General features: G+C 62.2%; 20 protein-coding genes. 7 read left to right on the top strand and 13 right to left on the bottom strand.

Going from position 1 to position 23,322, the window contains the following annotated elements; genetic code table 11:
* Positions 1-2: 2 nt before the first annotated feature.
* The 6 genes from H7688_RS13345 to H7688_RS13320 form a co-directional block, all read right to left on the bottom strand.
* Entirely contained in the window at positions 3-746 is a 744-nt protein-coding gene (locus H7688_RS13345) for a tetratricopeptide repeat protein (protein ID WP_183361645.1), read from the bottom strand.
* Positions 747-841: 95 nt separating this feature from the next.
* Positions 842-1,759: a PfkB family carbohydrate kinase gene (locus H7688_RS13340; RefSeq protein WP_183361643.1), complete on the bottom strand. Its 918-nt coding sequence runs from the start codon at positions 1,757-1,759 to the stop codon at positions 842-844.
* 63 nt (positions 1,760-1,822) lie between these two features.
* Positions 1,823-2,686, bottom strand: a complete 864-nt coding sequence (mtnP, locus tag H7688_RS13335) for an S-methyl-5'-thioadenosine phosphorylase (protein WP_183361641.1) — start codon at positions 2,684-2,686, stop codon at positions 1,823-1,825.
* An 85-nt stretch (positions 2,687-2,771) separates the two neighbouring features.
* On the bottom strand, positions 2,772-3,809 hold the full coding sequence (gene rlmN / locus H7688_RS13330; RefSeq protein ID WP_183361639.1) for a dual-specificity RNA methyltransferase RlmN: 1,038 nt from the start codon (positions 3,807-3,809) through the stop codon (positions 2,772-2,774).
* Between the two features lie 63 nt (positions 3,810-3,872).
* A complete protein-coding gene (ndk, locus tag H7688_RS13325) occupies positions 3,873-4,286 on the bottom strand; it encodes a nucleoside-diphosphate kinase (protein ID WP_183361637.1) in 414 nt (137 codons plus the stop codon).
* 155 nt (positions 4,287-4,441) lie between these two features.
* Positions 4,442-4,648, bottom strand: a complete 207-nt coding sequence (locus H7688_RS13320) for a hypothetical protein (RefSeq protein WP_183361635.1) — start codon at positions 4,646-4,648, stop codon at positions 4,442-4,444.
* 578 nt (positions 4,649-5,226) lie between these two features.
* Here H7688_RS13320 and amrA point away from each other — a divergent pair.
* Positions 5,227-5,775, top strand: coding sequence for an AmmeMemoRadiSam system protein A (gene amrA / locus H7688_RS13315; protein ID WP_183361633.1), 549 nt, complete (start codon positions 5,227-5,229; stop codon positions 5,773-5,775).
* 294 nt (positions 5,776-6,069) lie between these two features.
* On the opposite strand, the gene H7688_RS13310 is transcribed toward amrA, so the two are convergent.
* The 3 genes from H7688_RS13310 to H7688_RS13300 all read right to left on the bottom strand — a co-directional run bounded on the left by H7688_RS13310 (position 6,070) and on the right by H7688_RS13300 (position 10,567).
* The gene (locus tag H7688_RS13310; protein WP_183361631.1) at positions 6,070-7,395 is read right to left on the bottom strand and encodes a citrate (Si)-synthase; all 1,326 of its coding nucleotides are present in this window, start codon (positions 7,393-7,395) and stop codon (positions 6,070-6,072) included.
* 224 nt (positions 7,396-7,619) lie between these two features.
* The gene (locus H7688_RS13305) at positions 7,620-8,810 is read right to left on the bottom strand and encodes a M24 family metallopeptidase (RefSeq protein WP_183361629.1); all 1,191 of its coding nucleotides are present in this window, start codon (positions 8,808-8,810) and stop codon (positions 7,620-7,622) included.
* Between the two features lie 104 nt (positions 8,811-8,914).
* Positions 8,915-10,567, bottom strand: coding sequence for an AMP-binding protein (locus H7688_RS13300; RefSeq protein WP_183361627.1), 1,653 nt, complete (start codon positions 10,565-10,567; stop codon positions 8,915-8,917).
* Between the two features lie 660 nt (positions 10,568-11,227).
* On the opposite strand from H7688_RS13300, the gene H7688_RS13295 reads away from it, so the two are divergent.
* The 5 genes from H7688_RS13295 to H7688_RS13275 all read left to right on the top strand — a co-directional run bounded on the left by H7688_RS13295 (position 11,228) and on the right by H7688_RS13275 (position 18,234).
* On the top strand, positions 11,228-11,908 hold the full coding sequence (locus tag H7688_RS13295) for a response regulator (RefSeq protein ID WP_183361625.1): 681 nt from the start codon (positions 11,228-11,230) through the stop codon (positions 11,906-11,908).
* Positions 11,905-13,668 (top strand): two-component system histidine kinase PnpS, encoded by a 1,764-nt coding sequence (gene pnpS / locus H7688_RS13290; protein WP_183361623.1) that lies wholly within the window; start codon positions 11,905-11,907, stop codon positions 13,666-13,668. The genes H7688_RS13295 and pnpS overlap by 4 nt, the downstream gene beginning before the upstream one ends.
* A 551-nt stretch (positions 13,669-14,219) precedes the next feature.
* On the top strand, positions 14,220-15,557 hold the full coding sequence (locus tag H7688_RS13285) for a hypothetical protein (RefSeq protein WP_183361621.1): 1,338 nt from the start codon (positions 14,220-14,222) through the stop codon (positions 15,555-15,557).
* Positions 15,554-16,030 carry a cytochrome C gene (locus H7688_RS13280; RefSeq protein ID WP_183361619.1) on the top strand — a complete coding sequence of 159 codons (477 nt, stop codon included), beginning with the start codon at positions 15,554-15,556 and terminating at the stop codon, positions 16,028-16,030. The genes H7688_RS13285 and H7688_RS13280 overlap by 4 nt, the downstream gene beginning before the upstream one ends.
* An 11-nt stretch (positions 16,031-16,041) precedes the next feature.
* The gene (locus tag H7688_RS13275; RefSeq protein ID WP_183361617.1) at positions 16,042-18,234 is read left to right on the top strand and encodes a CxxxxCH/CxxCH domain c-type cytochrome; all 2,193 of its coding nucleotides are present in this window, start codon (positions 16,042-16,044) and stop codon (positions 18,232-18,234) included.
* A 273-nt stretch (positions 18,235-18,507) separates the two neighbouring features.
* Here the strand turns inward: H7688_RS13275 and can are convergent, their stop codons facing one another.
* The 4 genes from can to H7688_RS13255 form a co-directional block, all read right to left on the bottom strand.
* Positions 18,508-19,134: a carbonate dehydratase gene (gene can, locus H7688_RS13270; protein WP_183361615.1), complete on the bottom strand. Its 627-nt coding sequence runs from the start codon at positions 19,132-19,134 to the stop codon at positions 18,508-18,510.
* Positions 19,135-19,245: 111 nt separating this feature from the next.
* Entirely contained in the window at positions 19,246-20,490 is a 1,245-nt protein-coding gene (locus H7688_RS13265; RefSeq protein WP_183361613.1) for an MFS transporter, read from the bottom strand.
* Between the two features lie 9 nt (positions 20,491-20,499).
* A complete protein-coding gene (locus tag H7688_RS13260) occupies positions 20,500-20,931 on the bottom strand; it encodes a hypothetical protein (protein WP_183361611.1) in 432 nt (143 codons plus the stop codon).
* 40 nt (positions 20,932-20,971) lie between these two features.
* Positions 20,972-21,433, bottom strand: coding sequence for a hypothetical protein (locus tag H7688_RS13255; protein ID WP_183361609.1), 462 nt, complete (start codon positions 21,431-21,433; stop codon positions 20,972-20,974).
* A gap of 202 nt (positions 21,434-21,635) precedes the next feature.
* Here H7688_RS13255 and H7688_RS13250 point away from each other — a divergent pair, with 202 nt between their 5' ends.
* Positions 21,636-23,264 (top strand): methyl-accepting chemotaxis protein, encoded by a 1,629-nt coding sequence (locus tag H7688_RS13250; protein ID WP_183361607.1) that lies wholly within the window; start codon positions 21,636-21,638, stop codon positions 23,262-23,264.
* Positions 23,265-23,322 lie beyond the last annotated feature (58 nt).

The following is a 23,322-nucleotide window of genomic DNA, read 5'->3' as shown; positions in this document are numbered from 1 at the left end:
CCTCACTTCAGCAGGTCCAGGTACTCCCTGGAGAGCTGCCCGATCTCGGAATCTGGAGCTATGCGGATCACTTCCTTGAAGGAGTGCTTGGCGCCGGCGCTGTCCTTGAGCTTCACCTGGGCCAGCGCCAGGTAGTAGTGCGCGTTGGCGTAGGAAGCGTTCAGCTGCAGGGACTTGCGGTACTCAGCGACGGCAAGGTCGGGCTTGTCCATCGCGAAGTAGACCCGCCCCAGGTACACCCTGACGCGCGGATCGAGCGGGTTTTTCCCCACCGCCCCGCGCAACAGGGCAAGCGACTGCTGGTAGTCACCCTTTCCCAGGTAGGCGAGCCCGAGGTTGATCGAGGCGTTGTCCTGTCCCTGGTAGAAGATGTCGTCCTGCACCTTCTTGAACTGGACAATGGCGTCGTCCCAGCGCTTCATCTCGAGGTAGTTGACCCCGAGGTTATTGCGCGCCTCGGAATAGTCCGCCTTCAGATCGATGGCACGCAGGTACTTTACCTCGGCAAGATCGTAGCGCCCCTTGCGGAAGTAGGTGAGCCCCAGATCGTTCAGGAGGGCCGGATCCTTCGGGGTGAGCTTCTCCGCCTCACTGTATTCCACGAGTGCGGCGGTGAAGTTGTTCTCCGCGTAGAAGGACTGCCCCATCTGATAATGATAGAGCGATTTGTTCCTGACGGCCTGATTGACAGTGCAACCGGAGGCTGAAAGCAAACAGACGACGATGAAGATGAATAAACGGGGCATGGCGCCTCACCTGAAAGATTCCCGCAAGTTCCCGTCAAAAACTAACAGATCGGCAAAGTATTGTCAATGAAACCGCCGGAGTCCGTTTGCCGCTGCTACAGCTCGGAAACACCTTCGAAGTGGGTCATCCGCTTGAAGCTGCGGTAGCGCGCCTCGATCTCCGGGTAGCTCAGGGTCTTCAGGCGATCCAGACTGAAGGCCTCGACGTTGAAGGAGGCCATCACGCTGCCGAAGACCACCGCCTGGCGGATCCCCTCATCGGTCACGTTGCCGGTGTTGGCGAGGTAGCCCATGAAGCCGCCGGCAAAGGTGTCGCCTGCGCCGGTCGGGTCGAAGACCTCCTCGAGCGGGAAGGCGGGAGCCGCGAAGACGGTGCTGCCGTTGAACATCAGGACGCCGTACTCGCCGCGCTTGACGATCAGGTTCTTGGCACCCATGTCGAGGATCTTTCTGGCGGCCCTGACCAGGTTCACCTCGCCGGAGAGCTGGCGCGCCTCACCTTCGTTGATGATGAAGAAATCGACCCGGCTGATCACCTTCTTGAGCGCCTCGGGCTTGGAGGAGATCCAGAAGTTCATGGTGTCGCAGGCGACGACCTTGGGTCTTTTGACCTGGTTCAGCACCTCCATCTGCAGTTCGGGATCGATGTTAGCAAGGATCAGGTACTCGGCGTCCACGTACTGCTCCGGGATCACCGGTTTGAAGCTCGCGAAGACGTTCAGGTGGGTCTCCAGGGTCTGAGCCTCGTTGAGGTCGTAGCCGTAGCGCCCCTTCCAGTGGAAGGTTTCACCCGGGACCTTGGAGAGCCCGGTCAGGTCGATGTTGCGGGAGGTGAGGAAATCGGTGTGCTCCTGGGGAAAATCCTCCCCCACCACCCCCACCAGGTTTACGTCGGTGAAAAAGCTCGCCGAGGTGGCGAAGTAGGTCGCGGAGCCGCCCAGAACGCGCTCGCGCACGCCGAAGGGGGTTTCCACGGAGTCCAGTGCTACGGAACCGACGACGAGTATGCTCATGTATCCTCCCGGAAAGACAGGTTCAGGTTTAAGGTTCTGGTTGCGAAAGGGCAAGGCCCGCGGCTACTTCAGGTACTTGCCGAGCAAGAGGTCCAGGTTTTCCCTGGTCTCCACCGGAATGACCGAGGTGTCGCTGATAACGGCGTACTGCAGCGACGAGGCGCAGGGGCAGCTGCGTTCGGCCGGGATCTGCCCCACCACCTGCTTGATGATCTGCTTCGCCATGGCGACGTTTGCCTTGATGATGGCGATGATCGCCTCCACCGAGACGTCCTCGTGGGCCTGGTGCCAGCAGTCGTAGTCGGTGGAGAGCGCGATCACCCCGTAGCAGAGCTCCGCCTCGCGGGCGAGTTTCGCCTCGGTTAAGTTGGTCATGCCGATGATCGAGGCCCCGAAGGAGCGGTACAGGTGACTCTCGGCCCGGGTCGAGAAGGCCGGTCCTTCCATGCAGACGTAGGTGCCGCCCTTGTGCACCGTGGCCCCGGCCGCCTGGGCCGCCTGGTAGAGCTTCTCGGAGAGTTCGGCACAGACCGGGTCAGCGAACTGCACGTGCCCCACGATGCCGTTACCGAAGAAGGTGTCCTTGCGGTGCCCGCGGGTGCGATCGATGAACTGGTCCGGGATCACGATGTGCCCGGGGACGATCTCCTCCTGCAGGCTCCCCACCGCGGAGACCGAGATAATCCGGGTGACCCCGAGCTTCTTCATCCCGTAGATGTTGGCGCGGTAGTTCACCTCGCTCGGGGTGAAGCGGTGCCCCTTGCCGTGCCGGGGGAGAAACACCATGGGGACCCCGTCCAGCATCCCGGTGATGTACTCGTCGCTGGGCCTGCCGAAGGGGGTGTCGACCGTTACCTGCTTGATATCGGTCATACCCTCCATTTCATAAAGCCCGCTGCCGCCGATGACGCCGATTACCTCTGCCATGCCAAGCCTCCTGAATCAGGTAATAAAATAGATAGTAGTAAGCGTTTGCCGTGCGATCGACACTGCGACCGCGCCGCGTCCCCGGTTACTCCCCCTGCCCGACAAGCTCGTCGAGGCGTCCCTTCAACTGCCCGCAGGCAGCCGAGATGTCCGAGCCGCGGCTCGAGCGGGTGATCACCGTGACGTTTTTGTCCAAGAGGTACTTGTGGAAGCGGTCGATGGAGTCCTGGGTGGGACTTTTGAAGCTGCACCCCTCGTGCTCGTTGAAGGGGATCAGGTTCACCTTGGACGGTATGTTGCTGATGAGCCGCACCAGGCGCTTGGCATCGTCCAGCGTGTCGTTCAGGTCCTGGATCATGACGTACTCGATGGTGATCCAGCGCCGGGAGGGGAGCGGAAATGCCTTGCAGGCTGCCAGGAGCTCCTGGAGGGGATAGCGGCGGTTCACCGGCATGATCTGCGAGCGTACCTCGTCGGTGGTCGCGTTGAGGGAGACCGCGAGGTTCACGGTGACCGCGCGGCCAAGCTCCGCCATCTGCGGCACGAGACCGGAGGTGGAGACCGTCACCTTGCGGGTCGAAAACTGGAAGCCGTCCGGGTCGGTCAGGATCTCGACCGCCGGGATCACGGCGTCCAGGTTCGCCAGCGGCTCACCCATCCCCATGAAGACGATGTTTCTGACCGGATCGTCACGCTTCACGGCGCAGACCTGGTTCACGATCTCGGCGGTGGTCAGGTTCCGGGTCAGGCCGAAACAGCCGGTGAGGCAGAAGGCGCACCCCATGGCACAGCCGACCTGGCTCGAGATGCACAGCGTGTTGCGCCCCTCGTCGGGGATCAGCACGCTCTCCACGCTCATGCCGTCGGAGAGCCTGAACAGGTACTTCTTGGTACCGTCGTCGGAGGCCTCGACCACCTCGGGGACCAGGTTCGAGATGCAGGCCGTCTCTTCCAGGTGCGTCCGGAATTCCTTGGAGACGTTGGTCATCTCCGCGAAACTGGTCGCGTCCATCTGGTAGAGCCACTTGAAGATCTGCTTGGCCCTGAAGCGTTCCTTGCCCAACCCGGCGATGTAGCTCTCCAGGTCCTTCAGGGTGAAATTCTTGATGTCTATTTTTTCCATGCCTTGAATATAGAAAAGGCCCTCCGCGAAGAAGGGCCTTTGGTACCTCGTTACGTGCCGGTCTTAGACCAGTTCGAGCTGGCTGAAGAAGTAGGGAATTTCGTACGCGGCCGATTCCGGGGAGTCGGAGCCGTGCACGGTGTTTTCCTCGATGCTCACGCCCAGTTCCTTGCGGATGGTGCCCGCGTCGGCGTTGGCCGGGTTGGTGGCGCCCATCAGGCTGCGCCAGTCGGCGATGGCGTTATCCTTCTCGAGCGCCAGCACGATCACCGGGCTGCGGGACATGAAGCTGCACAGGTCGCCGAAAAAGGGACGTTCCTTGTGCACGTAGTAGAAACCTTCAGCCTCGCACTTGGAGAGGTGGATCTTCTTCATGCCCACGATGTTGAAACCGGCCTCTTCGATCATGGCCAGTACCTTGCCGCTAACCTTACGCTCCACTGCATCGGGCTTGATGATTGCGAATGTTCTTTCCATTCTTTGCCTCCAGGCTCAAATATAAATGTAAACGACCGCTTTATGTAGCATCTCGCCTTGCTTACTGTCAAGGCAAAACAGGAAGTTCCGTCCACGAAAAAAGCCCACAGATCGCTCTGTGGGCTTTTTTTGAATCAGGGCATGCCTGCTTCGAATTACTTCTTCTCAGCCGGTGCAGCCGGAGCAGCCGGGGCAGCCGGAGCAGCTTTAGCAGAAGACATCGGAGCCTGAGCCGGAGCAGCCGGTGCAGCCGGAGCAGCCTGCTCAGCAGCCGGAGCCGGAGCTTCTTCTTTCTTTTTGCAGCCAGCAGCGAATGCGGTAGCCAGTGCCAAGCAGAGAGCCAGAGAGATCAGTTTTTTCATTGATGTTTTCCTCTTTTCCTTTGGAATTTACCATTACTGCGCACAGCGCATTTGGTTTTTGTGACGTAACAAAGGGCGAATATACTAGCTTTCGAGATAAAGTCAATACTTTTTAAAGATATTTCCTGCTTTTCTTTCGCTAAAAATCTCCCATCCCCCACCCCCGGCAGGATTTTGTTAGCTGTGACGCGCAATTGCGCGGATCATTGCCTGGCGTGGGGAAAGTCCTCCCAAGCCTTGCTGTATACGGCGCGGCGCTGTGCGACCTGCAACCTAGCCAGCAGCATCAGTTTTTCGTCTTCACCGGGAGTCCGGATCCGGGTGTTTCTGGCATGTGTTTCGCTTTATGAAGTGTCGAGAGTTCACCGACCGACCGGGAGAAAAGGTTGCGTAAAAGGGGTCGCATCCGTGTGTCCAACCTCCAGTTCATTAATTCCCAGCCAGAATGGTGCACTGATGTAGGCGATTTCCGGCCGATCACATCCTGCTTTCCCTCTTGTAAACGGATCGCAAATATATTACCTTTGGTCCATTAAAGAACCACTACCCATTAGAATGGCACCGATCAGGGGGAGCTTGTGAGCCAATCACTGAGTACTGAAGATCGTAAACTTTTACTGGAGCTGGCACGTGAGGCTGTAACGAGCACCGTGCGTTCCGGAAGACTCGCCAGCCGCGAGATCAGCGCGAACGCACTGCAGGTGCAGCAGGGGTGCTTTGTAACCATTAAACAGCACGGGGCGCTGCGCGGTTGCATCGGCAATTTCACCTCCGAAAAGCCCCTGTACCAACTCGTGCAGGAGATGGCCGCCTCGGCCGCCATCCACGATCCGCGCTTCTACCCGATGAAAGAGGAGGACCTGGGGGCCTTCGACCTGGAGATCTCGGTCCTCTCCCCCCTGGCAAAGATCGAAAACCCCGAGGAGGTTGAGGTGGGCCGGCACGGGCTGTACCTGGAAAAGAACTTCTCGCGCGGCGTCTTACTCCCCCAGGTGGCCGTCGAACACGGCTGGGACCGGGAAACCTTCCTGAGCAAGACCGCCCTCAAGGCCGGACTCAAGCAGGACGACTGGAAAGAAGGCGCCGACATCTACGTCTTCACCGCCGAGGTTTTCGGCGAGAAATAGCGCAAGGCGTCGCACGGGGTCGAGGAGCACCCCTCACGGTAGGTACCTCATATATGTCTGCCCCCAAAGCCCAGGGACGAGTCCTCGGGCTTTTTTCTTTTTCAAGGCGCCGATTCCGGCAACTGAGCGAGCCGGGGTCGGCGCCTCCCCTCCCCTCCCCTGCCCCCCACGCTCCCACCGTTTCTTCAGCCAGGCGCAACGGCGGGACCGTGTCGAGCGCCAGATACGCCGTGCAGAACAAAAAAAGGGGGACGCCAATAGCGTCCCCCTTTTGTCAGGCCGAGGCCCAACTTCTTACATCTTGCGACCGCCTTCGGCAGCCCACTTCTCGAGCATGTCGGTGGTGACGGACTTCGGACGCTCGATGGCGTAGCCAAGACCGCGGTCCCAGGTGATGTTCGCCATGCAGCCCAGTGCGCGACCCACGCCGAAGAGGACGGTGTAGAAGTCCCACTCCTTGACGCCGTAGTACCACTGGATGACGCCGGACTGTGCGTCGACGTTCGGCCAGGGGTTCTTGGTCTTGCCGTGCTCGGTGAGGACGCCCGGGGCGGTCTCGAAGATCATGGCGACCAGCTTGAACAGCGGGTCTTCCTTGAGGCCCGGGGTCTTCAGGCAGAACTCGCGCTGAGCGGTGTAGCGCGGGTCGGTCTTACGCAGAACGGCGTGGCCGTAGCCCGGAACGACCTGCCCTGCGTTGAGGGTATCCCAGAGAGCCTTGGTGACGTTCTCTTTGGTCGGCTCGGCGCCGTTGAGTTTCTTCTGGAAGTCCATGATCCAGCCGAGCACTTCCTGGTTGGCAAGGCCGTGCAGCGGGCCGGCGAGGCCGTTGAGGCCTGCGGCGTAGGCGTAGTACGGGTCGGAAAGCGCGGAGTGCACCAGGTGGGTGGTGTGGGCCGAGACGTTGCCGGACTCGTGGTCGGAGTGCAGGATGAAGTACATCCTGGCCACATCCTTGTACTGCTCGCTCTGGCCGATCATGTGGGCGAAGTTGGCGCCCATGTCGAGGTTCTGGTCGATGGCAACCTGCTTGTCGCCGCGATACTTAAGGTTGTAGATGAAGGCTGCGACGACCGGGATACGGGCAACGATGTCGCTGGCATCTTCGTAGACGTATTCCCAGGCATCCATCTTGTTGAACTTGCCGGAGTTGTAGAAGCCGCAGAACTTGGACTCTTTCTGCATGGTCATGATGGCGACCGAGAGCATCACCATCGGGTGGCTGTCCCTGGGGAGAGCGCGCAGAGCCGTGAAGACATACTCGGGAACCTGCTGGCGAACCTTGAACTCAGCTTCCACCGCCTTGACCTGATCCGGGGTCGGGACGTCGCCGGTAAGCAGGAAGTACCAGAAGCTCTCGACGGTCGGATACTCGGAGCCGGCAGCTTTCGGGAGCGCCTCGAAGGTCTCGGGAATGGTCTTACCCCTGAAGCGGATACCTTCCTGCGGGTCGAGATAGGAGATGTCGGTCACCAGGCAGCGGATGTCGCGGGCGCCGCCGATGCACTGGCCGATGTCGACCTTGTCGATTACCACGGAGCCGAACTCCTTGGTCAGACGGGTAACGCGGGGGCGGTGAGCTTGAATCTTCTCCTGCAGTTTCTCTTTCAATTGACTCATCTCGGTTCTCCTTTTCGGTTGGGGGTTAAGTGCTAACTGAAGAAATTAGGATCTTTAACTGCCACCCTCTTCGACACCGTGCCGGGCCGACTCCCGTTGTGCGACCGGTTGCGTTCAAGGAAGTATACTGTATACACAGATTTTTCAAATGTATACCATTGCCTCGAACCAATTTCAATATAAAAAAATCGCGTTTTACCCTTTTGTTTACAATTTCTTCATTTTTAAAGGATTACGAGATCCTGGCTCGAGAAGGTGAGCCGTTTTATGCCTTGTTCGGAGAGGTAGAAAGTATCCTCTATGCCAACGGCGCCCTCTCCCGGAAAGACCAGCTTCGGTTCCAGGGCAAAAACCATCCCTACCTCGAGGCGCTCCTGAGCAAAACCGCGGGCGATGAAAGGATACTCGTCGATCTCGATGCCGACCCCGTGGCCGATGAAGGGGACCTGGCACTCCGCCATACCCATGAAGTTTTCCGCGTACCCGAGGCGGCAGGCCTCCAAGCAGCCGGCCTCGTAGATCTCGCTCCAAGTGGCTCCCTCCCCGGCACGGGCGATCATCAACTCCTGGAGGCGCAGCATGTCGTCGTAGCCCTGCCGCATCCGGTCCGAGAGTTCACCAACCGCGAAGACGCGCGCCTGGTCCACCAGGTAGCCGTCCAGGTAGCTCGCGAAGTCGACGATGACCGGCTCGCCCCGCCCTACCCGGTTGAAACCGGCCCCCTGGCCGAACGCCGGAGTGAGCCCCATCCCACCCAGGGGGGTGTTGGAGAAGGCGGGAGCCGCCGCGTCGGGGCCGGCCAGCACGTGGTTCCAGGCCACTTCTCCGTTGAAGGCGCGCATCCTGAGGTACCCCTGGTGCCCCTCGAGCCGGGCCACGCGCTCCAGTTCGGCGGCAAGCTCCACCTCGCTCACCCCCTCCCTGATCACCTCGGTGCTGCGCCGGTACACCTTGTCGGCCTGCAGCGCCGCATCCTGCAGGATGTGGATCTCGTAGTGGCTCTTCACCGCGCGCACCCGGCGGATCAGCGGGCTCGCATCGACGAAGCGGGCGTTGGGGTACAGGGAGCGGTACTTCTCGTAGAGGTTTACCGGCAGGACGTCGAGCTCCAGCCCGATTCGGGAGGGGGCCTGGTGGCCGTAGCCGGCCACGATGCCGGGGAGTTCATTGGGGGAGGTGAAGGGAATCAGCTCGGCAAGCGCGCTCTCCATCCGGGCCCGCAGGAAGCTGCGCTTGACCAGGTAGAGCGGGACGCCGCTGGCGGGTACGTAGAGGTTGCCGGTCTGGGTGGTGCCGGTGAAGTAGAAGAGATCCGCGTTCTGCAGGATGATGACGGCGTCGAGGCCGGCCTTGGTCATCTCGAGCTGCAGCCTGCGGTAGCGGTATTCCAGTTCGTTTTTCGGGGTAAGACGCACAATCCCTCCTGCCCCTCTTCCTCATGAGTTCCGGAAGAGGAGCAGGAAAGATAGCGCGAAACGTGAGGGACGTCAATATGACGTATACGGGATGCGCCGTGGGGTCAGGCGCCTTCCCCTTCCAGCTGCAGTTCCCGGATCGCCATCTCGCGCAGCTTGAACTTCTGGATCTTTCCGGAGGCGGTCATCGGGTAGCAATCGACGAAGCGGACGTAGCGCGGGATCTTGTAGTTGGCGATCTTGCCGCGGCAGAACGCCTTCACCTCTTCCTCGTCCATCTCCACACCCTTCTTGAGCACGATGGCGGCCATGACCTGCTCGCCCCACTTGCGGTCGGGTACGCCGTAGACCTGGACGTCCGAGATCTTCTGGTGGGTGTAGAGGAACTCCTCGATCTCGCGGGGGTAGATGTTCTCGCCGCCGCGGATGATCATGTTCTTGATGCGGCCGGTGATCTTGCAGTAACCGTTTTCGTCCATGACGGCGAGGTCGCCGGTGTGCAGCCACCCCTCGGCGTCGATGGCCTTGGCGGTCTCCTCGGGCATCTTGTAGTACCCCTTCATGACCAGGTAGCCGCGGGTGCAGAGTTCCCCCTGCTTCCCCGGCGGCAGTTCGGCGCCGGTCTCGATGTCCACGATCTTAAGCTCTACGTTGGGGAGCACGCGCCCAACGGTTGCGACCTTCAGCTCGATGGGGTCGTCGGTGCGGGTCTGGGTGATCACCGGGGAGGACTCGGTCTGCCCGTAGGCGATGGTGATCTCCGAGGCGTGCATGTCGCGGATCACCCGGCGCATCACCTCGATGGGGCAGTTGGAGCCGGCCATGATCCCGGTGCGCAGGGAGGTAAGGTCGAAGCGGGAGAACTCGGGGTGCTCCAGTTCGGCGATGAACATGGTGGGGACGCCGTGCACCGCGGTGCAGCGCTCCTGCTCGATGGCCTGCAAAACCTTCAGGGGGTCGAAGATCTCCACCGGTACCATGGTGGAGCCGTGGGTGACGCAGGCCATGACCCCCAGGACGCAGCCGAAGCAGTGGAAGAAGGGGACCGGGATGCAGAGCCGGTCCTTCTCGGTGAAGCGCATGCACTCGCCGATGTTGAAGCCGTTGTTCACCACGTTGAAGTGGGTCAGCATGACACCCTTGGGGAACCCGGTGGTGCCGGAGGTGTACTGCATGTTGATGACGTCGTCCTTGTCGAGGCTCGCCTCGACCTCGGCAAGCCTCGAGTCCGGCACGCTCCTCCCCAACTCGACCACCTGTTCGAAACCGAACATCCCGGGATGCCCCCCTTCCCCAAGGAAGATGACGTTCTTCAGGCACGGGAGCTTCGTGCTTTCGAGGGTTCCCGGGGTGCTCTGGGCGAGTTCCGGCACCACCTCGTTCAGGGTAGCAACGTAATCGGTATCCTTGAAGGACTGCACGAGGAAGAGCGTGTTGGAATCGGACTGCTTGAGGATGTACTCGAGCTCCGCGGATTTGTAGTTGGTGTTGACGGTAACGAGGACCGCACCGATCTTCGCGGTGGCAAACTGCAGCACCACCCACTCCGGCACGTTGTAGGCCCAGATGGAGAGGTGGTCTCCCTTTTTGATGCCCAGGGCCAGGAGTCCTTTGGCTACCTGGCGGCAGCGCTCGTTGAACTCCCGGTAACTGTAACGGAGCCCGCGTTCGACATAGACCAGCGCCTCGTGATCGGGAAAGCGCGCGGCGACGTCGTCCAGCAGAGCACCGACAGTAAAATCAAGTTGTTGCGACATGGGCACCCTCCTTGTTTCAATTCATCAAACATTTCATCGGTGGTAATTAACTTGTTGAAAATAAAGGAGTTTACCACTTACCATAGCCCCCAGGGCATGTCAAGAATTATGGCAGCCGGCACCCGCGAACCGAAAAGCTGCAAAACCGTTGTGAAACAGGAAGCTTGTCTTCTTCACTAAGGTACTTTATAAAGCGGGTCAGGGAAAAGAGGCCGTGCCGGCCCTCAGGGAGGGGCGATTGCCCAACTCCTGCCGTCGCCTTACTCCCGCTCGGCCCTGCCACATTAAAAGGGCATCGCCTTTTGCCGATAGGTGGTGTGAGGCGAACCGGTCCGGCACAAACGTAAACACGATCCGGCCAGAAAATGCTTGACAGATTTTCTCGCGGAGAATCGGCACCTTCCGGTAACTAATTGTTTTTAAAGCTTTTACCCGTCACCAGGCGCCGTTTTTCCCCTGATTAAATTTTAGGCAATCTGCTAATCCGCCCAATCTGAAAGCGCTTTTGAATTCGATTCACATCTTTTCCACAACGCTTTCCACAGCGCGTGTGGATCGGAGCAAAACCAGACACATTTCCGCCTATTTTCAGATTGTTACCAGAACACCCACAGTGAATCGGCAGAAACCGGGAGCGATCCCGGTCCGAGGGGGCACCCGGTGCAGACCGTACTTATTATCGAAGACGAAAGAGACCTGGCGGAACTGGTCTCGTTCCACCTGGAACAGGAGGGTTTCCGCAGCATCATCGCGAGCGACGGGGCCACCGGCCTGAGCGAGGCGAAGCGCCTGCACCCGGACCTGGTGCTCCTCGACCTGATGCTGCCGGGCATGATGGGAACCGAGATCTGCCGCATTTTGAAGGGCTCCGAACAGACCGCCGGCATCCCGGTCATCATGCTGACCGCCAAGGGGGAGGAGATCGACCGGGTGGTCGGGTTCGAGATGGGGGCCGACGACTACGTGGTGAAACCGTTTTCCACCCGCGAGCTGATGCTGAGGGTGCGCGCCGTGCTGCGCCGCAAGGGGGACGCAAGCCCCGCCAGCACGGTGATCACCCTGGGCGAACTGTCGATCGACACCCTGCGCCATCTGGTCACCGTGGCCGGCGCGGAGGTGGTGCTCACCTCCACCGAGTACAAGCTGCTCATGAACCTCGCCGAGCGGGTAGGCAGGGTGCAAAGCCGCGAGATCCTCCTGCAGAACGTCTGGGGCTACAACTATTTCGGCGACACCCGCACCGTGGACACCCACCTGACCCGGCTGCGCACCAAGCTGGGGCCCGCGGGCGACCTGATCCGGACGGTGCGCGGCTTCGGCTACAAGCTGGAGTTGTCATGAAGGGGACCTTCCGGCTCAAGCTGATGGCCTCCTACCTCTTCCTGGTGCTCTTTCTGGGCGCCGGGCTCTACGTCTACCTCTCCATCACCCTGGAAAGATCGCTCGTCTCCGGGATCCGGGACCACCTGAAAGACCAGGCCCAGGTAGCGGCGCTCATGGCTGCCAAGGAGATCCAGGACCCGCGCCGCGATGCGCCGCAGCTGACCCAGGCGGTAGCCCGGGTGGTGCGGGCCCGGGTAACGGTGATCGCCCCGGACGGGCAGGTGCTGGGGGATTCCCAGGTGCAGCCTGCCGAGCTCCCGCTTTTGGAGAACCATGCGAACCGCCCCGAGGTGCGCGATGCGCTCGCCGAGGGATCCGGCAGCGCCATCCGCTACTCTGCCACCCTGCACACCGACATGCTCTACCTGGCGGTCCCCTTCGCCAACCACGGCGTGATCCGCCTGGCGCTGCCGCTCTCCGAGGTGGAGAAGACCCGGCACGGCCTGAAGCAGAGCCTGGCTGCGGCGTTCGCGGTTGCCGTTTTCCTCTCGCTCATCCTGAGCTACCTGTTGTCGCACCTCACCTCGCGCACCCTGCGCGGAATCGCCGCAACCGCGGGACGCATCGGGCGGGGCGAGCCGGGGGTGCGCTTCCCGGTACAGAGTGCGGACGAACTGGGGGAACTGGCCCAGGTCATGAACGAGATGGCCCAGCGCATCGAGACCCAGATGGAGCGGATCTCCTCCGAGAAGAACCGCCTGGATGCGATTCTCTCCGGCATGGGCGAAGGGGTCATGGTGACCGACGCCGAGGCGGTGATTACCCTGGTGAATCCCGCCTTTGGCGCCCTGTTCGGCAGCGACGCCTCGGTGCAGGGGCGCAAGCTCATCGAGATCAGCCGGCATCCCGACCTCTACGCGGCCTGCCGCGAGGTCCTCAGCGAGCGCCGGGAACGGCACCAGGAGATCACGCTCTCCGGCGGCAAGAGCACCCGGGTGCACTGGGTCCCCCTCGTCAACGCCGGCGAACTCAGAGGGGTGGTTGCGGTCTTCCACGATATCAGCGCTCTGAAGAGGGTGGAAAAGATCCGCCGCGACTTCGTGGCCAACGTCTCCCACGAACTGCGCACACCGGTTACCGTCATCAAGGGGTACGCGGAGACCCTGTTAACCGGTGCGCTTGCCGACGACCCCCAGCGCAGCCAGCACTTCCTCACCATCATCGACAACCATGCCAGCCGGCTTTCCACCCTGATCGCCGACCTTTTGGCGCTCTCGGAACTGGAAAGCGGCGACAACCTCCTGAAGCTGGAGAGCGTGCGACTGGAGAGCGCCGTGCGGCAGTCGCTGCAGCTTCTCGAACTAAAAGCCGAGGAGAAGGCGCTGGTGATGCGCTGCGAGGGGCTGGGCCAGGTGCTGCCGGTCTTTGCCGACCGCAAGCGCCTGGACCAGGTGCTGATGAACCTGCTGGACAACGCGATCAAGTACAGCAAAATCGGCGGCACCGTGACCGTTTCGGCGCGCGAGGTAGAAGACCAGGTCCAGATCGAGGTGCGCGACACCGGCATCGGCATCCCGGAAAGCGACCTGCCGCGCCTTTTCGAGCGTTTCTACCGCGTGGACGAAGCCCGCAGCCGCGAACGCGGCGGCACGGGGCTTGGGCTCTCCATCGTGAAACACATCGTGCAGGCCCACGGCGGCAGCGTCGCGGTGACCAGCACCCTGGGCGAAGGGGCGACCTTCTCCTTCACCCTTCCCACGGCAGAAAGGCTCCCCTGACCCAGAAATGTCCCGGCGGGAATGCCCGTCGGGATCCCCTCCCCTGCAGCTCCCGCCTTGGTCTTCGCACTACCTCATTCGACGCTGTTCTCTTTCTTGACAGCTCTTCCCAACCTCCCCACTGTCAGGAGCGTTGCACCCGCCAGGGTCTGCCACCTGATACGTTTTTCTGCTTCGCCATAATGCCGAGCCACAACCAACAGGGCCCTTTCCTTGAGACAGCTGTCGTATCCGTTTCTCTGGATCGGCAGGAAACAAAAAAAGTAAGAAAATCTTTCAATGATTGACAGCAAATCTGGAAAGAGTATACTAGTATGCGATAACTTTAGTCCTATTGTAACAGCGCGTTTTTTCGTGACTGTCACTCATAAGTCCCGTCAATCAGCCAAGACGATCGTTATAGAGATAGCTGGCCCAAACCAAGGTTTTCCCCCACTAGCCAAGAGATGTACCGAGCACGCAGTGCCAGGTTTCGTACTGTGCCTCGGATTATGTTGACAGTGCTGCACTGTTTTTTGTCTGTCTTACTTTCCCACAATAGGAGCGCATGTATGAAAAGGACCCTGTGTCGCGTCTTTTCAGCCGTCTCACTCCTTGGTCTGCCCGCCCTGGCCGGAGCGGCGGAGACCTCGGTAGATTCCACCACGATCTTGAGGATCGAGCAGCGCGACAACGGAGCGCACAAGGACACCCTGCTCCCGGCCACGGAGTTCTTAAGCCTGGACGCCACCCGGCTTGCCGACGGCAACCTCTCCTTCCACTTCTACGGCTGGGGGAGGGTCGACCTGGTCGACAAGAGCTTCAACGAAGACCGGGCCGCCGGCAGCCTCAGCTACGGGTACCTGCAGTACCGGTTCAAGCAGGCCAACGGCGACATCCGCCTGGGACGCCAGTTCATCCACGACGGGATCAACAACGAGCAGATCGACGGTCTGAGCCTGCACAGCGACCTCCCCTACGGGTTCGGGATCTCGGCCTTCGGCGGCGCCAACGTGCACACGACTCACATCTTCGGGGAGAACAGCGACGGCAAGGGTGACGGCATCGGCGGCGGGCGGATCAACTACCGCTACGGCGGCATGCTCGAACTGGGTGCCTCGGCGGTCTACGAGAGCAAGGCGCCGACGCTTCTCCAGCACACCAACGGCAACCACCGCCTGGTCGGCGGAGACGTCTGGTTCAGCCCGCACAAGGTGCTCGAGGTCCTGGGGCACACCACCTATAACACCGAAACAAGCCACATTGCCGAGCACAGCTACCTGCTCAACCTGAAGCCGGTACAGCGCCTGGTACTGTCGGGCGAGTTCAACGAGCAAAACGATCGCAGCTACCAGTACTCCTGGGCCATGTTCTCGGGTACTACCTCTCCGGCCGCGCACGGGCCGCTGGCAAGCTCCGGCAACACCTCGCGCAACTACGGCGGGCGTGCCTCCTACCAGGTCGCCAAGCTGGTGGAACTCTCCGGCGACTACAAGCACTACCAGCGCGCCATCGGCCACGCCAACCGCTACGGCGGCGACCTCAAGATGGGCTTCTCCGACAACCAGATACGTGCCGGTGCAAGCTACCACTACCTCGACGCCGGTCCCGGTTTCGCCATCACCCCGAACCCGTCGGGCTCCTACCACGAGATGCGGGCCTGGGGGATGTACGACTCCAAGAGCTTCACCGGCGCCGTGGACTTCATAAACTACCTGTTCAAGGAGCGGGTCTTCAACGAGAAGCAGGCCTGGGAAGTCGTCGGTTCGCTGGGCTACCACCTCACCCCGCAGCTTTTCCTCTCCGGCGACGTAAGCTACGGGCGTAACCCCGACTTCAGCGAAGAAACCCGGGGGCTGATCCGCCTCACCTACAACACCACATTCTCCACCGCAGGAGGGAAAAAATGACCACGATGAAAGCACTCAGCACCGCCCTCGCCCTGGCGGCAAGCGCACTCACCATTGCCGCCTGCGCCCAGATGAAGGCCCTCCCCTCCCTGCCAGAGTCCCACCCCGAGGCGCTTGCCGTGGGGCAGCAGGTGGAATGTTCGGAATGCCACGAGGATCAGCAGAAGGGAACCCTCAAGAACATCAACGCGTTCAGCCACACCCGGGCGTTTGTCAAGAACCACCGTTTCTACGCCGCCACCGACACGAGGCTTTGCGAGACCTGCCACAAGGTCTCCTTCTGCGCCGACTGCCACACCAACCAGGTGGAGATGAAGCCGTCGGTCAAGTGGGGCAACCGCCCGGACCGCGAGATGCCCCACCGCGGCGATTACCTCACCCTGCACAAGATCGAGGGGAAGGTCGACCCGGCAAGCTGCTACCGCTGCCACGGCAGGGGTAACAACGAGCGCTGCGTACAGTGTCACCACTAGGGGGAAGGACTATGAAACGCCTGTTGTTGGCAGTAGTGGTGTTGGCGGCGCTCAGCGCCTGCAGTAAGGCTACCCAGGAGGGAGTGGTGATCGACAGCTCCGGCCACCACGCGGCGGGCTGGACCACGGTGACCGGCGGCGCCCATCCGGCGGCGTACCTCGCCAACCGGACCCTGTGCACCCAGTGCCACGGCGACCCGCTCGACCCGAACGGGACCGGCGGGATCAGCGGCGTGAGTTGCTTCTCCGCCAGTTTTGCAGGGCTCACCTGCCATCCCCAGGGACCCAGCGGGCACCCGCAGGGGTTCGCCTCGGCAGATTCACACGGTCCGCGGGTAAAAGCGGTCGCCGGCGGCGCCAACGGCATGGCCTTCTGCAAGAGCTGCCACGGGTCCGACTACCGCGGCTCCGGTGCGGCGGTAAGCTGCATCGCCTGTCACCAATTGGCCCACCCCGGCACCAACGCACCGCACTCGCCGGCCCCCTGGCGTGGCAGTGCACGCACCCATACCAACGTCGACCCCAGTAACGCCGCGGCCTGCGCCCAGTGCCACACCGCCGGCGCGAACCTCTCCCCGGCGTCGGTCACGCTGACGAGCTACCAAAGCGGCACCCCGGGGTGCTTCAACGGGACGCTGTGCCATGCCCAGGTCGGTCACTCCGATACCTCGACCTTCCCAAGCCCCACCCTCCCCTGGACCAACCCGGCGAACCACGGGGCACGGGCGCGCTACCAGCCCAACCAGAACAACGGGCTTATCAACTGCGAGACCTGCCACGGCAGCAACCTGACCGGCGGCACCGCCCAGGTCGGATGCCTGAGCACCACCGGCTGCCACGGTGTCGCCGCGCCGCATCCGGCCAAGGCCGACTGGACACTCGCTGCGGGGCCCCTGAGCCACGTGCGGGTAGACCAAGTGGATCCTGCCCTAACCAACGTCGGCACCAGCAACGCGCCGGTCTGCAGCACCTGTCACAACTCGAGCGCGAGCAACCTGAGCGCCCCGTACCTGGCGCGTTTCGCAGCGTCGCCAGCCGGCTCCTTCAAGGCGGGGACTCCCGGCTGCTTCAACGCGACCATGTGCCACGGCGACCCGCGCAGCGACTGCAGCGTCTGCCACGGCGCCTCGAACGTCGGTAACAGCGTCCCCTTCAACTCCACGGCCGGCGCCACCGCCCCGACCGACGCCAAGGTGGGCGCCCACGTGAAGCACCTGAAGGCCTCCACCCAGGCTGCGCCGTTTGTCACGGCCATCGCCTCGGATGTCGCCTGCAGCCAGTGCCACAGCGTGCCCGGTTCGCCGGCCATCTCCGGCACGCATCGCGACGGCACGGTCGAGTTCAGCTTCGGGAGCCTCGCCACCGCGGCCGGAACCCTGACGCCGGCCCTCACCCGCAACGGCTCCGGTGCGCTTTCCTGCGCCAATACCTACTGCCACGGCGCGACCCTTGTCGGCGGCAGCAACACCGCGCCGACCTGGAACGACACCGGCTACCTGAGCGCCTCGGGATGCGGCACCTGCCACGGCTTCCCGCCGGCCATCTCGGCCCACACCGGCGTCACCTCCGCCACGGCCTGCTCGGGATGCCATCCGCACGTGAACGCCACCAACAACGGCTTCAGCGATCCGACCAAACACATTAACGGGACGATCGAGGCCTCGGGCGGCACCGCACACTCCTTCCCGTACGCTGGAGCCCTGCACCGCCCCGGCGGCACCGGGACGGTAACCGCCAACAGCCGCTCCCCGTACACCAACTGCAGCGCCTGCCACGACACCACCACGACCGGCGGGACCTATCCCGTAACCGCAGGGGTGAGACCCTTGTGCTCGGCCTGCCACCTCAACATGACCAACTTCCTGGGTACCAGCCCCGGTTGTGCAGACTGCCACGGCGACTCTACCGGCCGACCCAACGGGACCAGTTTCCCCAACCGCGGAGGCAGGCACAGTGACCACACCTTCGCCTCCTGCAACTTCTGCCACTTCGGCGGCGGAACCGGCACGCTTACCCATGGCAACTCGAACCGGATCAAAAAAGCGGTGCAGAACGTGGTCATCGGCAAGAACACGGCGCTCTACCTCAACACCGACACCATCGTGATCACCCAAAATCCGACCACCGGAGCGGTGACCTGTACCGGTCTCTGCCACAACCCCCTCAACACCAGCAACTCGAAAAACCACAGTAACTCCTGGTAGCGCACCTTCACCAGGCTGGACACGACAAAGGGCCAAGCAGCAACTGCTTGGCCCTTTTCTTTGGGGAGGTTCCTGAAGGGCAGCTCTCGCATGAGGGAGAGACGCCCCACAGTAGAGTTCTGCCATCGGGGACAGCGAAGATTAATGGTGCCCCTTTTTTTCCTCCGTGGCAACGTCCTCACCCTGACCCTCTCCCGGGCGAGGGAGTGACCGCAGAGTTTACCACCTTCCATCCTCTGGCCAACTAACCCACCAGCACTACCTCAACCTATCCTACCGGCTCTCGATCTTCGCCAGGTCCTCGCTCGACGAGATGCAGACATCCATGTCCTTCAAAAGCCCGTCGACGATCCCGTAGATCCAGCCGTGGATGGTCACCTGCTGGCCGCGCCGCCAGGCCTCACGCACGATGGTAGTGTTCCCCACGTTTTTCACCTGTTCGACCACGTTGAGCTCGCACAGGCGGTCCACCCGCTCCTCGACTGTGGAGAAGCGGTTCAACTCGTGGGCCTGGCGCTGGTCCAGGTCGCGGATCAGGCGCAGCCAGTTGTCGATCAGCCCGTGCGGCCTGCTGTCGAGGGCGGCGCGCACCCCGCCGCAACCGTAGTGACCGCAGACGATGATGTGCTTGATCTTCAGGATGTCCACCGCGTACTGCAACACCGACAGGCAGTTCATGTCCGAGTGGATCACCAGGTTGGCGACGTTGCGGTGCACGAAGAGCTCGCCCGGCAAAAGCCCGATGATCTCGTTGGCGGGAACCCGGCTGTCCGAGCAGCCGATCCAGAGAAACTCGGGATTTTGCTGCTTGGCGAGCTTGGTGAAGAATTCCGGGTCGCTCTGGGAGATTTCGGCGGCCCATTTCTTGTTGTTCTCGAAAAGAGGCGGGAGTGCTTTCATAGGTATCCTTCCTGGTTCTCGAAAGTGGTGTGATGGAGAGGGTCACGCGCCGGTACCAGCCCAGAACCACCGGCCCTGCCGCGTTGTGCAGCGGCTCCTGGTGCGGATATCTCAGAGGTACTCTTCGAAGTAGTCGAGGTCCTTGTGGAAGGTCTCCTCGAGCCGGTACCAGGAGATCACGGCGACGGCCAGGCACACCGCCCCGACGGCGATGGCGCCCGCGGTAAGTCCCAATTGGCCCCGTGCCCACTGAAACGAGAGGGTAATGGGGACCACCATGCCGCGCACGAAGTTGGGGACCGTGGTGGCGACCGTTGCCCTCAGGTTGGTGCCGAACTGCTCCGCCGCCACGGTGACGAAGATAGCCCAGTAGCCGCTGGCGAAACCGAGGAACCCGCAGATGGCGTAGAAGGAGGCGGGCGAAACTCCCGAGGCCAGGAAGTAGCCGACGCACCCTGCCAGGGTGAGCCCCAGGAAGATGAGGATCACCTTTTTCCGGCTCTTGAGGAGCTGGCTCAACAGCCCGCTGGCAACGTCGCCAAAGACCAGCCCCAGGTAGCAGTACATCACGGCGTTTCCCGCCGAGACGGCTCCGGTCACCTGGAGCGCCTTGGCGAACTCGGGGGAGAAGGTGATCAGGATCCCGACCACGAACCAGGTGGGGACCCCGATCAGGATCGAATCGAGATAGCGCCCAAAGCGCCTGCGCTCGGTAAACAGGGCAAGGAAGTTCCCCTTGGAGACCTCCTTTTGTTCCATGTTTCTGAACATCCCGGATTCGGCCACCGAGATGCGCAGGATCAGGAGCAAAAGCCCGAGCACGCCGCCGATGATGAAGGCGCGCCGCCAGTCGAAGTGGGCGGCGACGGCGTTGGCCAGGATGGCGCCCGAAACACCTACGGAGGCGACCATCATGGTACCGTAGCCGCGCGCGTCCTTGTGCAGCACCTCGGCTACCAGGGTGATGCCGGCACCGAGTTCACCGGCAAGCCCCACCCCCGCCAGGAAGCGCAGCAGGGAGTAGGCCGGCAGCGTATCGACCAGGCCGTTGGCGAGGTTCGCAATCGAGTAGAGGAAGATCGACCCGAACATGATCTTCAAACGTCCCCGGCGGTCGCCCAAAACACCCCAGAGGATCCCCCCGACCAGCATCCCCACCATCTGCATGTTGAGCAGGAACACCCCCCGGTCGATGAGCTGCTGCCCTGAGAGCCCCAGGGATTTCAGGCTCGGTACCCGCACGATGCTGAAGAGCACCAGGTCGTAAATATCCACGAAGTACCCCAGTGCGGCGACGATCACCGGCAGGCTGAAGAGTGCCTGCCAGCGCGAGCCGTTTTCCGCGACAGTCGCCATCGCCCCCCCCTAGCCCGTCTTGCGCGGCGCCGTGCAGCGCTTCAGCTTCTTCACCTGGACGCGGTCGAGATTCTTCGGGCCGAAGCTGAGCGTCTTGGCGTTGTGGGCGTTCGTGTAGACCACGTCGCTGAAACCGTGGCTGAAGGCGTACTTGTTCACCCCACCCGGCAGCACCTTGCGGTAGACCATGTTCCCCTTGGCGAGCGCCTCCTGGGAGGGTTTCCCCAGGTTGGTGAAGGACTCCACGTGCAGCACCTCGCAGTTATCGCCGCGGGCGACGAACTTTAGTTGCCACCCCTTCAGGATGGAGTGGTCGAAGGTCTCCTGGAGTTCGTGCGCGGCAGCCACGCATTGCTGGGCCTGCTCCGCGGCCTGGGCCGGCTGGGCGGCGAGCCCGGCCAAAAGGATCACGGCAGCTGCACTGTTGCGAAATCTGAACATCGCGTCTCCTTTTCAGTCCTCATGTGCACCAGGGAGCGATCTACTTGTCGTGCCCCTTCCCCTTACCTTTGCCGTGCCCCTTACCATGCCCCTTGCCGGGGTGATCATCGGAGCCGGCATCTCCGGTCAGCGCGAAGTCGCCGCGTTTGAGCCGGTGGAATTCGGCGGAGCCGGGCTTGATCCCCAGGCTCTTGGCGATGACGCCCCACCCCTTGCCGCGGTTTTTCTGATAGACCTGCACCACGGAGTCGGCAGGCTGGTGTGCCATCTGACCGAGCTGGAAGACCATGAAGGCGTCCGCCGGCTCGCGCACCGTGCCGATGACCGCCTGCACCTGGGCCTGGGGCACGCCGAACTGCACCCCGACTTTGGCGGAGAAACCGCTCAGGTCGGCACGTGCCTGGATGTTCAGGTTCTTGAGAAAACTGTCCAACCCTCCCTGCGCGAACGCCGAAGCGTAGCACAGCACCAACACCACGATTGCACCTATGAGCTTTCTCACCGCTGTCTCCTCCTTCCGGGCATTTCGGCTCTCTGCGAGCCGTCACATGAGGTCCTATTGATACAACAGCTCATGATAAATTTCAATTGGGGAAGCTCCCCTCAACGCGGTCAGCGCGCCGACTGCCAGAAAAGGTTCAAGCCCCGACAGCGGCAACCCGATAGGCAAGAAAACGAACACCCTGCAAACCGGAGACGACACGATGTTCACCAAGCTCAAACTTTCCCACAAGCTCCTCGGCGCGATGCTGGTCCTCAACCTGGTTACCGCCGCCGCGTTCACGGTGTACACCTACTCCGGCCAAAAAGAGACCATCCTCAGGAGCATCGACGCCCGCCTGCTGGCCTGCGCCGAAGGGGTCCGGTTGAGCGCCGACGGGATGCACGGCAGATTGGCCGGCGCGACACCGCTTTCCCCCGCCGAGCACCAGGCCTTCCAGGACGGTCTCTCGCGCTACGCCGACACGGTCGGGGTCAAGTACCTCTACACCGTTCAACAAAAAGGGGGGAAGATCGTCTTCACCTCGTCGAGCTACACCAAGGAGGAGAAGGAAAAAGGGACCGCCACCAAGCTCTACGACCCCTATGACGACGCGAGCGCCGGGCTCAAGGCCGCCCTGGCCGACCACCGGCTGCACTACGACGAGTACCGCGACAAGTGGGGCAACTTCCGCTCCATCTTCCTGCCGGCCCAGACCCCCTCGGGCCAGGAGTACCTGATCGGAGCCGACATCTCGACGGACGAGATCGCCAAGGTACTGAACCAGAGCCTGCGCAACTGCCTGCTCATCGCCCTGGCGGTCTTCGTGCTCAGCATGTCGGCCGTGCTCGTCCTGATCAGGTCGCTCAAGAAGGTGGTCGGAACCATCGCCCAAGGGATCAACCGGATCGCCGCCGGGCACCTGGACACCGTGATCCGCTACCAGGGCGCCGACGAGTTCGGAGAACTGGCAGCCGACATGAACGAAATGGCGAGCAAGCTGCGGATGGTGATCGGCGACGTGAAGCACTCGGCGCAGCGCATGACCTCGGCCTCGGCCCACTTCCGGGAGACCTCGGGGCAGATGGCTTCCGGGGCGAACCTCGTATCGGACCAGGTGCAGTCGCTGGCGGCGGCCGGCGAAGAGTTGGCCAGCACCTCGACGGAGATCGCCCAAAGCTGCAGCAACGTGGCCGAGGTGGCCCACCAGGCGAGCGGCACCGCGGCAACCGGGGCAGCCGTCGTGGCCAACGCCATAGCTGCCATGAACCGGATCGCGGACCGGGTGCAGGCATCGGCCCAAACGGTGGAAGGACTCGGGATGCGCTCCGACCAGATCGGCGAGATCGTGAACACCATCGAGGACATCGCCGACCAGACCAACCTGCTCGCTCTCAACGCGGCCATCGAGGCGGCACGCGCCGGGGAACAGGGACGCGGCTTCGCCGTGGTGGCGGACGAGGTGCGCGCCCTGGCCGAACGCACCACGAAGGCCACCCGGGAGATCTCGCAGATGATCAAGCTGATCCAGGACGAGACAAGGGATGCGGTCGGCTCCATGGAAGCAGGGGTTGCCGAGGTGCAAAACGGCACCCAGGAGGCCACCAAATCTGGGGATGCCTTGCGCGAGATCATCGAGCGGATCGACGAGGTGACCCAGCAGATCAACCAGGTGGCGCTCGCCGCCAAGGAGCAGACTGCCACGACCCGCGAGATCTCGGCGAACCTGGTGCAGATCACCGACGTGGTGCAGAACAGCTCCTCCAGTGCCAGCCAGTCGGCCCACGAGGCGGATCAGTTAAGCACCAACGCCGGAGAACTGGAAAAAATGGTGGGGCAGTTCTCCTTGTAAGTAACCGAGGCGATGCCTCAGGGCGCAGCCCTCCCCCAATCCTCACCCACAGCGCGCC

It is taken from the genome of Geomonas limicola, from assembly GCF_014193675.1.
GTDB classification, from domain to species: Bacteria; Desulfobacterota; Desulfuromonadia; order Geobacterales; family Geobacteraceae; genus Geomonas; species Geomonas limicola.
The sequence above is the reverse complement of the archived record's forward strand: the minus strand, read 5'-3'. Positions and strand labels throughout refer to the sequence as shown.

What these genes read in the sequence shown, in the direction of transcription:
- H7688_RS13345 (WP_183361645.1), bottom strand. Translation starts at nt 746, where the DNA reads ATGCCCCGTTTATTCATCTTCATCGTCGTCTGTTTGCTTTCAGCCTCC.
- H7688_RS13340 (WP_183361643.1), bottom strand. Translation starts at nt 1,759, where the DNA reads ATGAGCATACTCGTCGTCGGTTCCGTAGCACTGGACTCCGTGGAAACC.
- mtnP (WP_183361641.1), bottom strand. Translation starts at nt 2,686, where the DNA reads ATGGCAGAGGTAATCGGCGTCATCGGCGGCAGCGGGCTTTATGAAATG.
- rlmN (WP_183361639.1), bottom strand. Translation starts at nt 3,809, where the DNA reads ATGGAAAAAATAGACATCAAGAATTTCACCCTGAAGGACCTGGAGAGC.
- ndk (WP_183361637.1), bottom strand. Translation starts at nt 4,286, where the DNA reads ATGGAAAGAACATTCGCAATCATCAAGCCCGATGCAGTGGAGCGTAAG.
- H7688_RS13320 (WP_183361635.1), bottom strand. Translation starts at nt 4,648, where the DNA reads ATGAAAAAACTGATCTCTCTGGCTCTCTGCTTGGCACTGGCTACCGCA.
- H7688_RS13310 (WP_183361631.1), bottom strand. Translation starts at nt 7,395, where the DNA reads ATGAGTCAATTGAAAGAGAAACTGCAGGAGAAGATTCAAGCTCACCGC.
- H7688_RS13300 (WP_183361627.1), bottom strand. Translation starts at nt 10,567, where the DNA reads ATGTCGCAACAACTTGATTTTACTGTCGGTGCTCTGCTGGACGACGTC.
- pnpS (WP_183361623.1), top strand. Translation starts at nt 11,905, where the DNA reads ATGAAGGGGACCTTCCGGCTCAAGCTGATGGCCTCCTACCTCTTCCTG.
- H7688_RS13285 (WP_183361621.1), top strand. Translation starts at nt 14,220, where the DNA reads ATGAAAAGGACCCTGTGTCGCGTCTTTTCAGCCGTCTCACTCCTTGGT.
- H7688_RS13280 (WP_183361619.1), top strand. Translation starts at nt 15,554, where the DNA reads ATGACCACGATGAAAGCACTCAGCACCGCCCTCGCCCTGGCGGCAAGC.
- H7688_RS13275 (WP_183361617.1), top strand. Translation starts at nt 16,042, where the DNA reads ATGAAACGCCTGTTGTTGGCAGTAGTGGTGTTGGCGGCGCTCAGCGCC.
- can (WP_183361615.1), bottom strand. Translation starts at nt 19,134, where the DNA reads ATGAAAGCACTCCCGCCTCTTTTCGAGAACAACAAGAAATGGGCCGCC.
- H7688_RS13265 (WP_183361613.1), bottom strand. Translation starts at nt 20,490, where the DNA reads ATGGCGACTGTCGCGGAAAACGGCTCGCGCTGGCAGGCACTCTTCAGC.
- H7688_RS13260 (WP_183361611.1), bottom strand. Translation starts at nt 20,931, where the DNA reads ATGTTCAGATTTCGCAACAGTGCAGCTGCCGTGATCCTTTTGGCCGGG.
- H7688_RS13250 (WP_183361607.1), top strand. Translation starts at nt 21,636, where the DNA reads ATGTTCACCAAGCTCAAACTTTCCCACAAGCTCCTCGGCGCGATGCTG.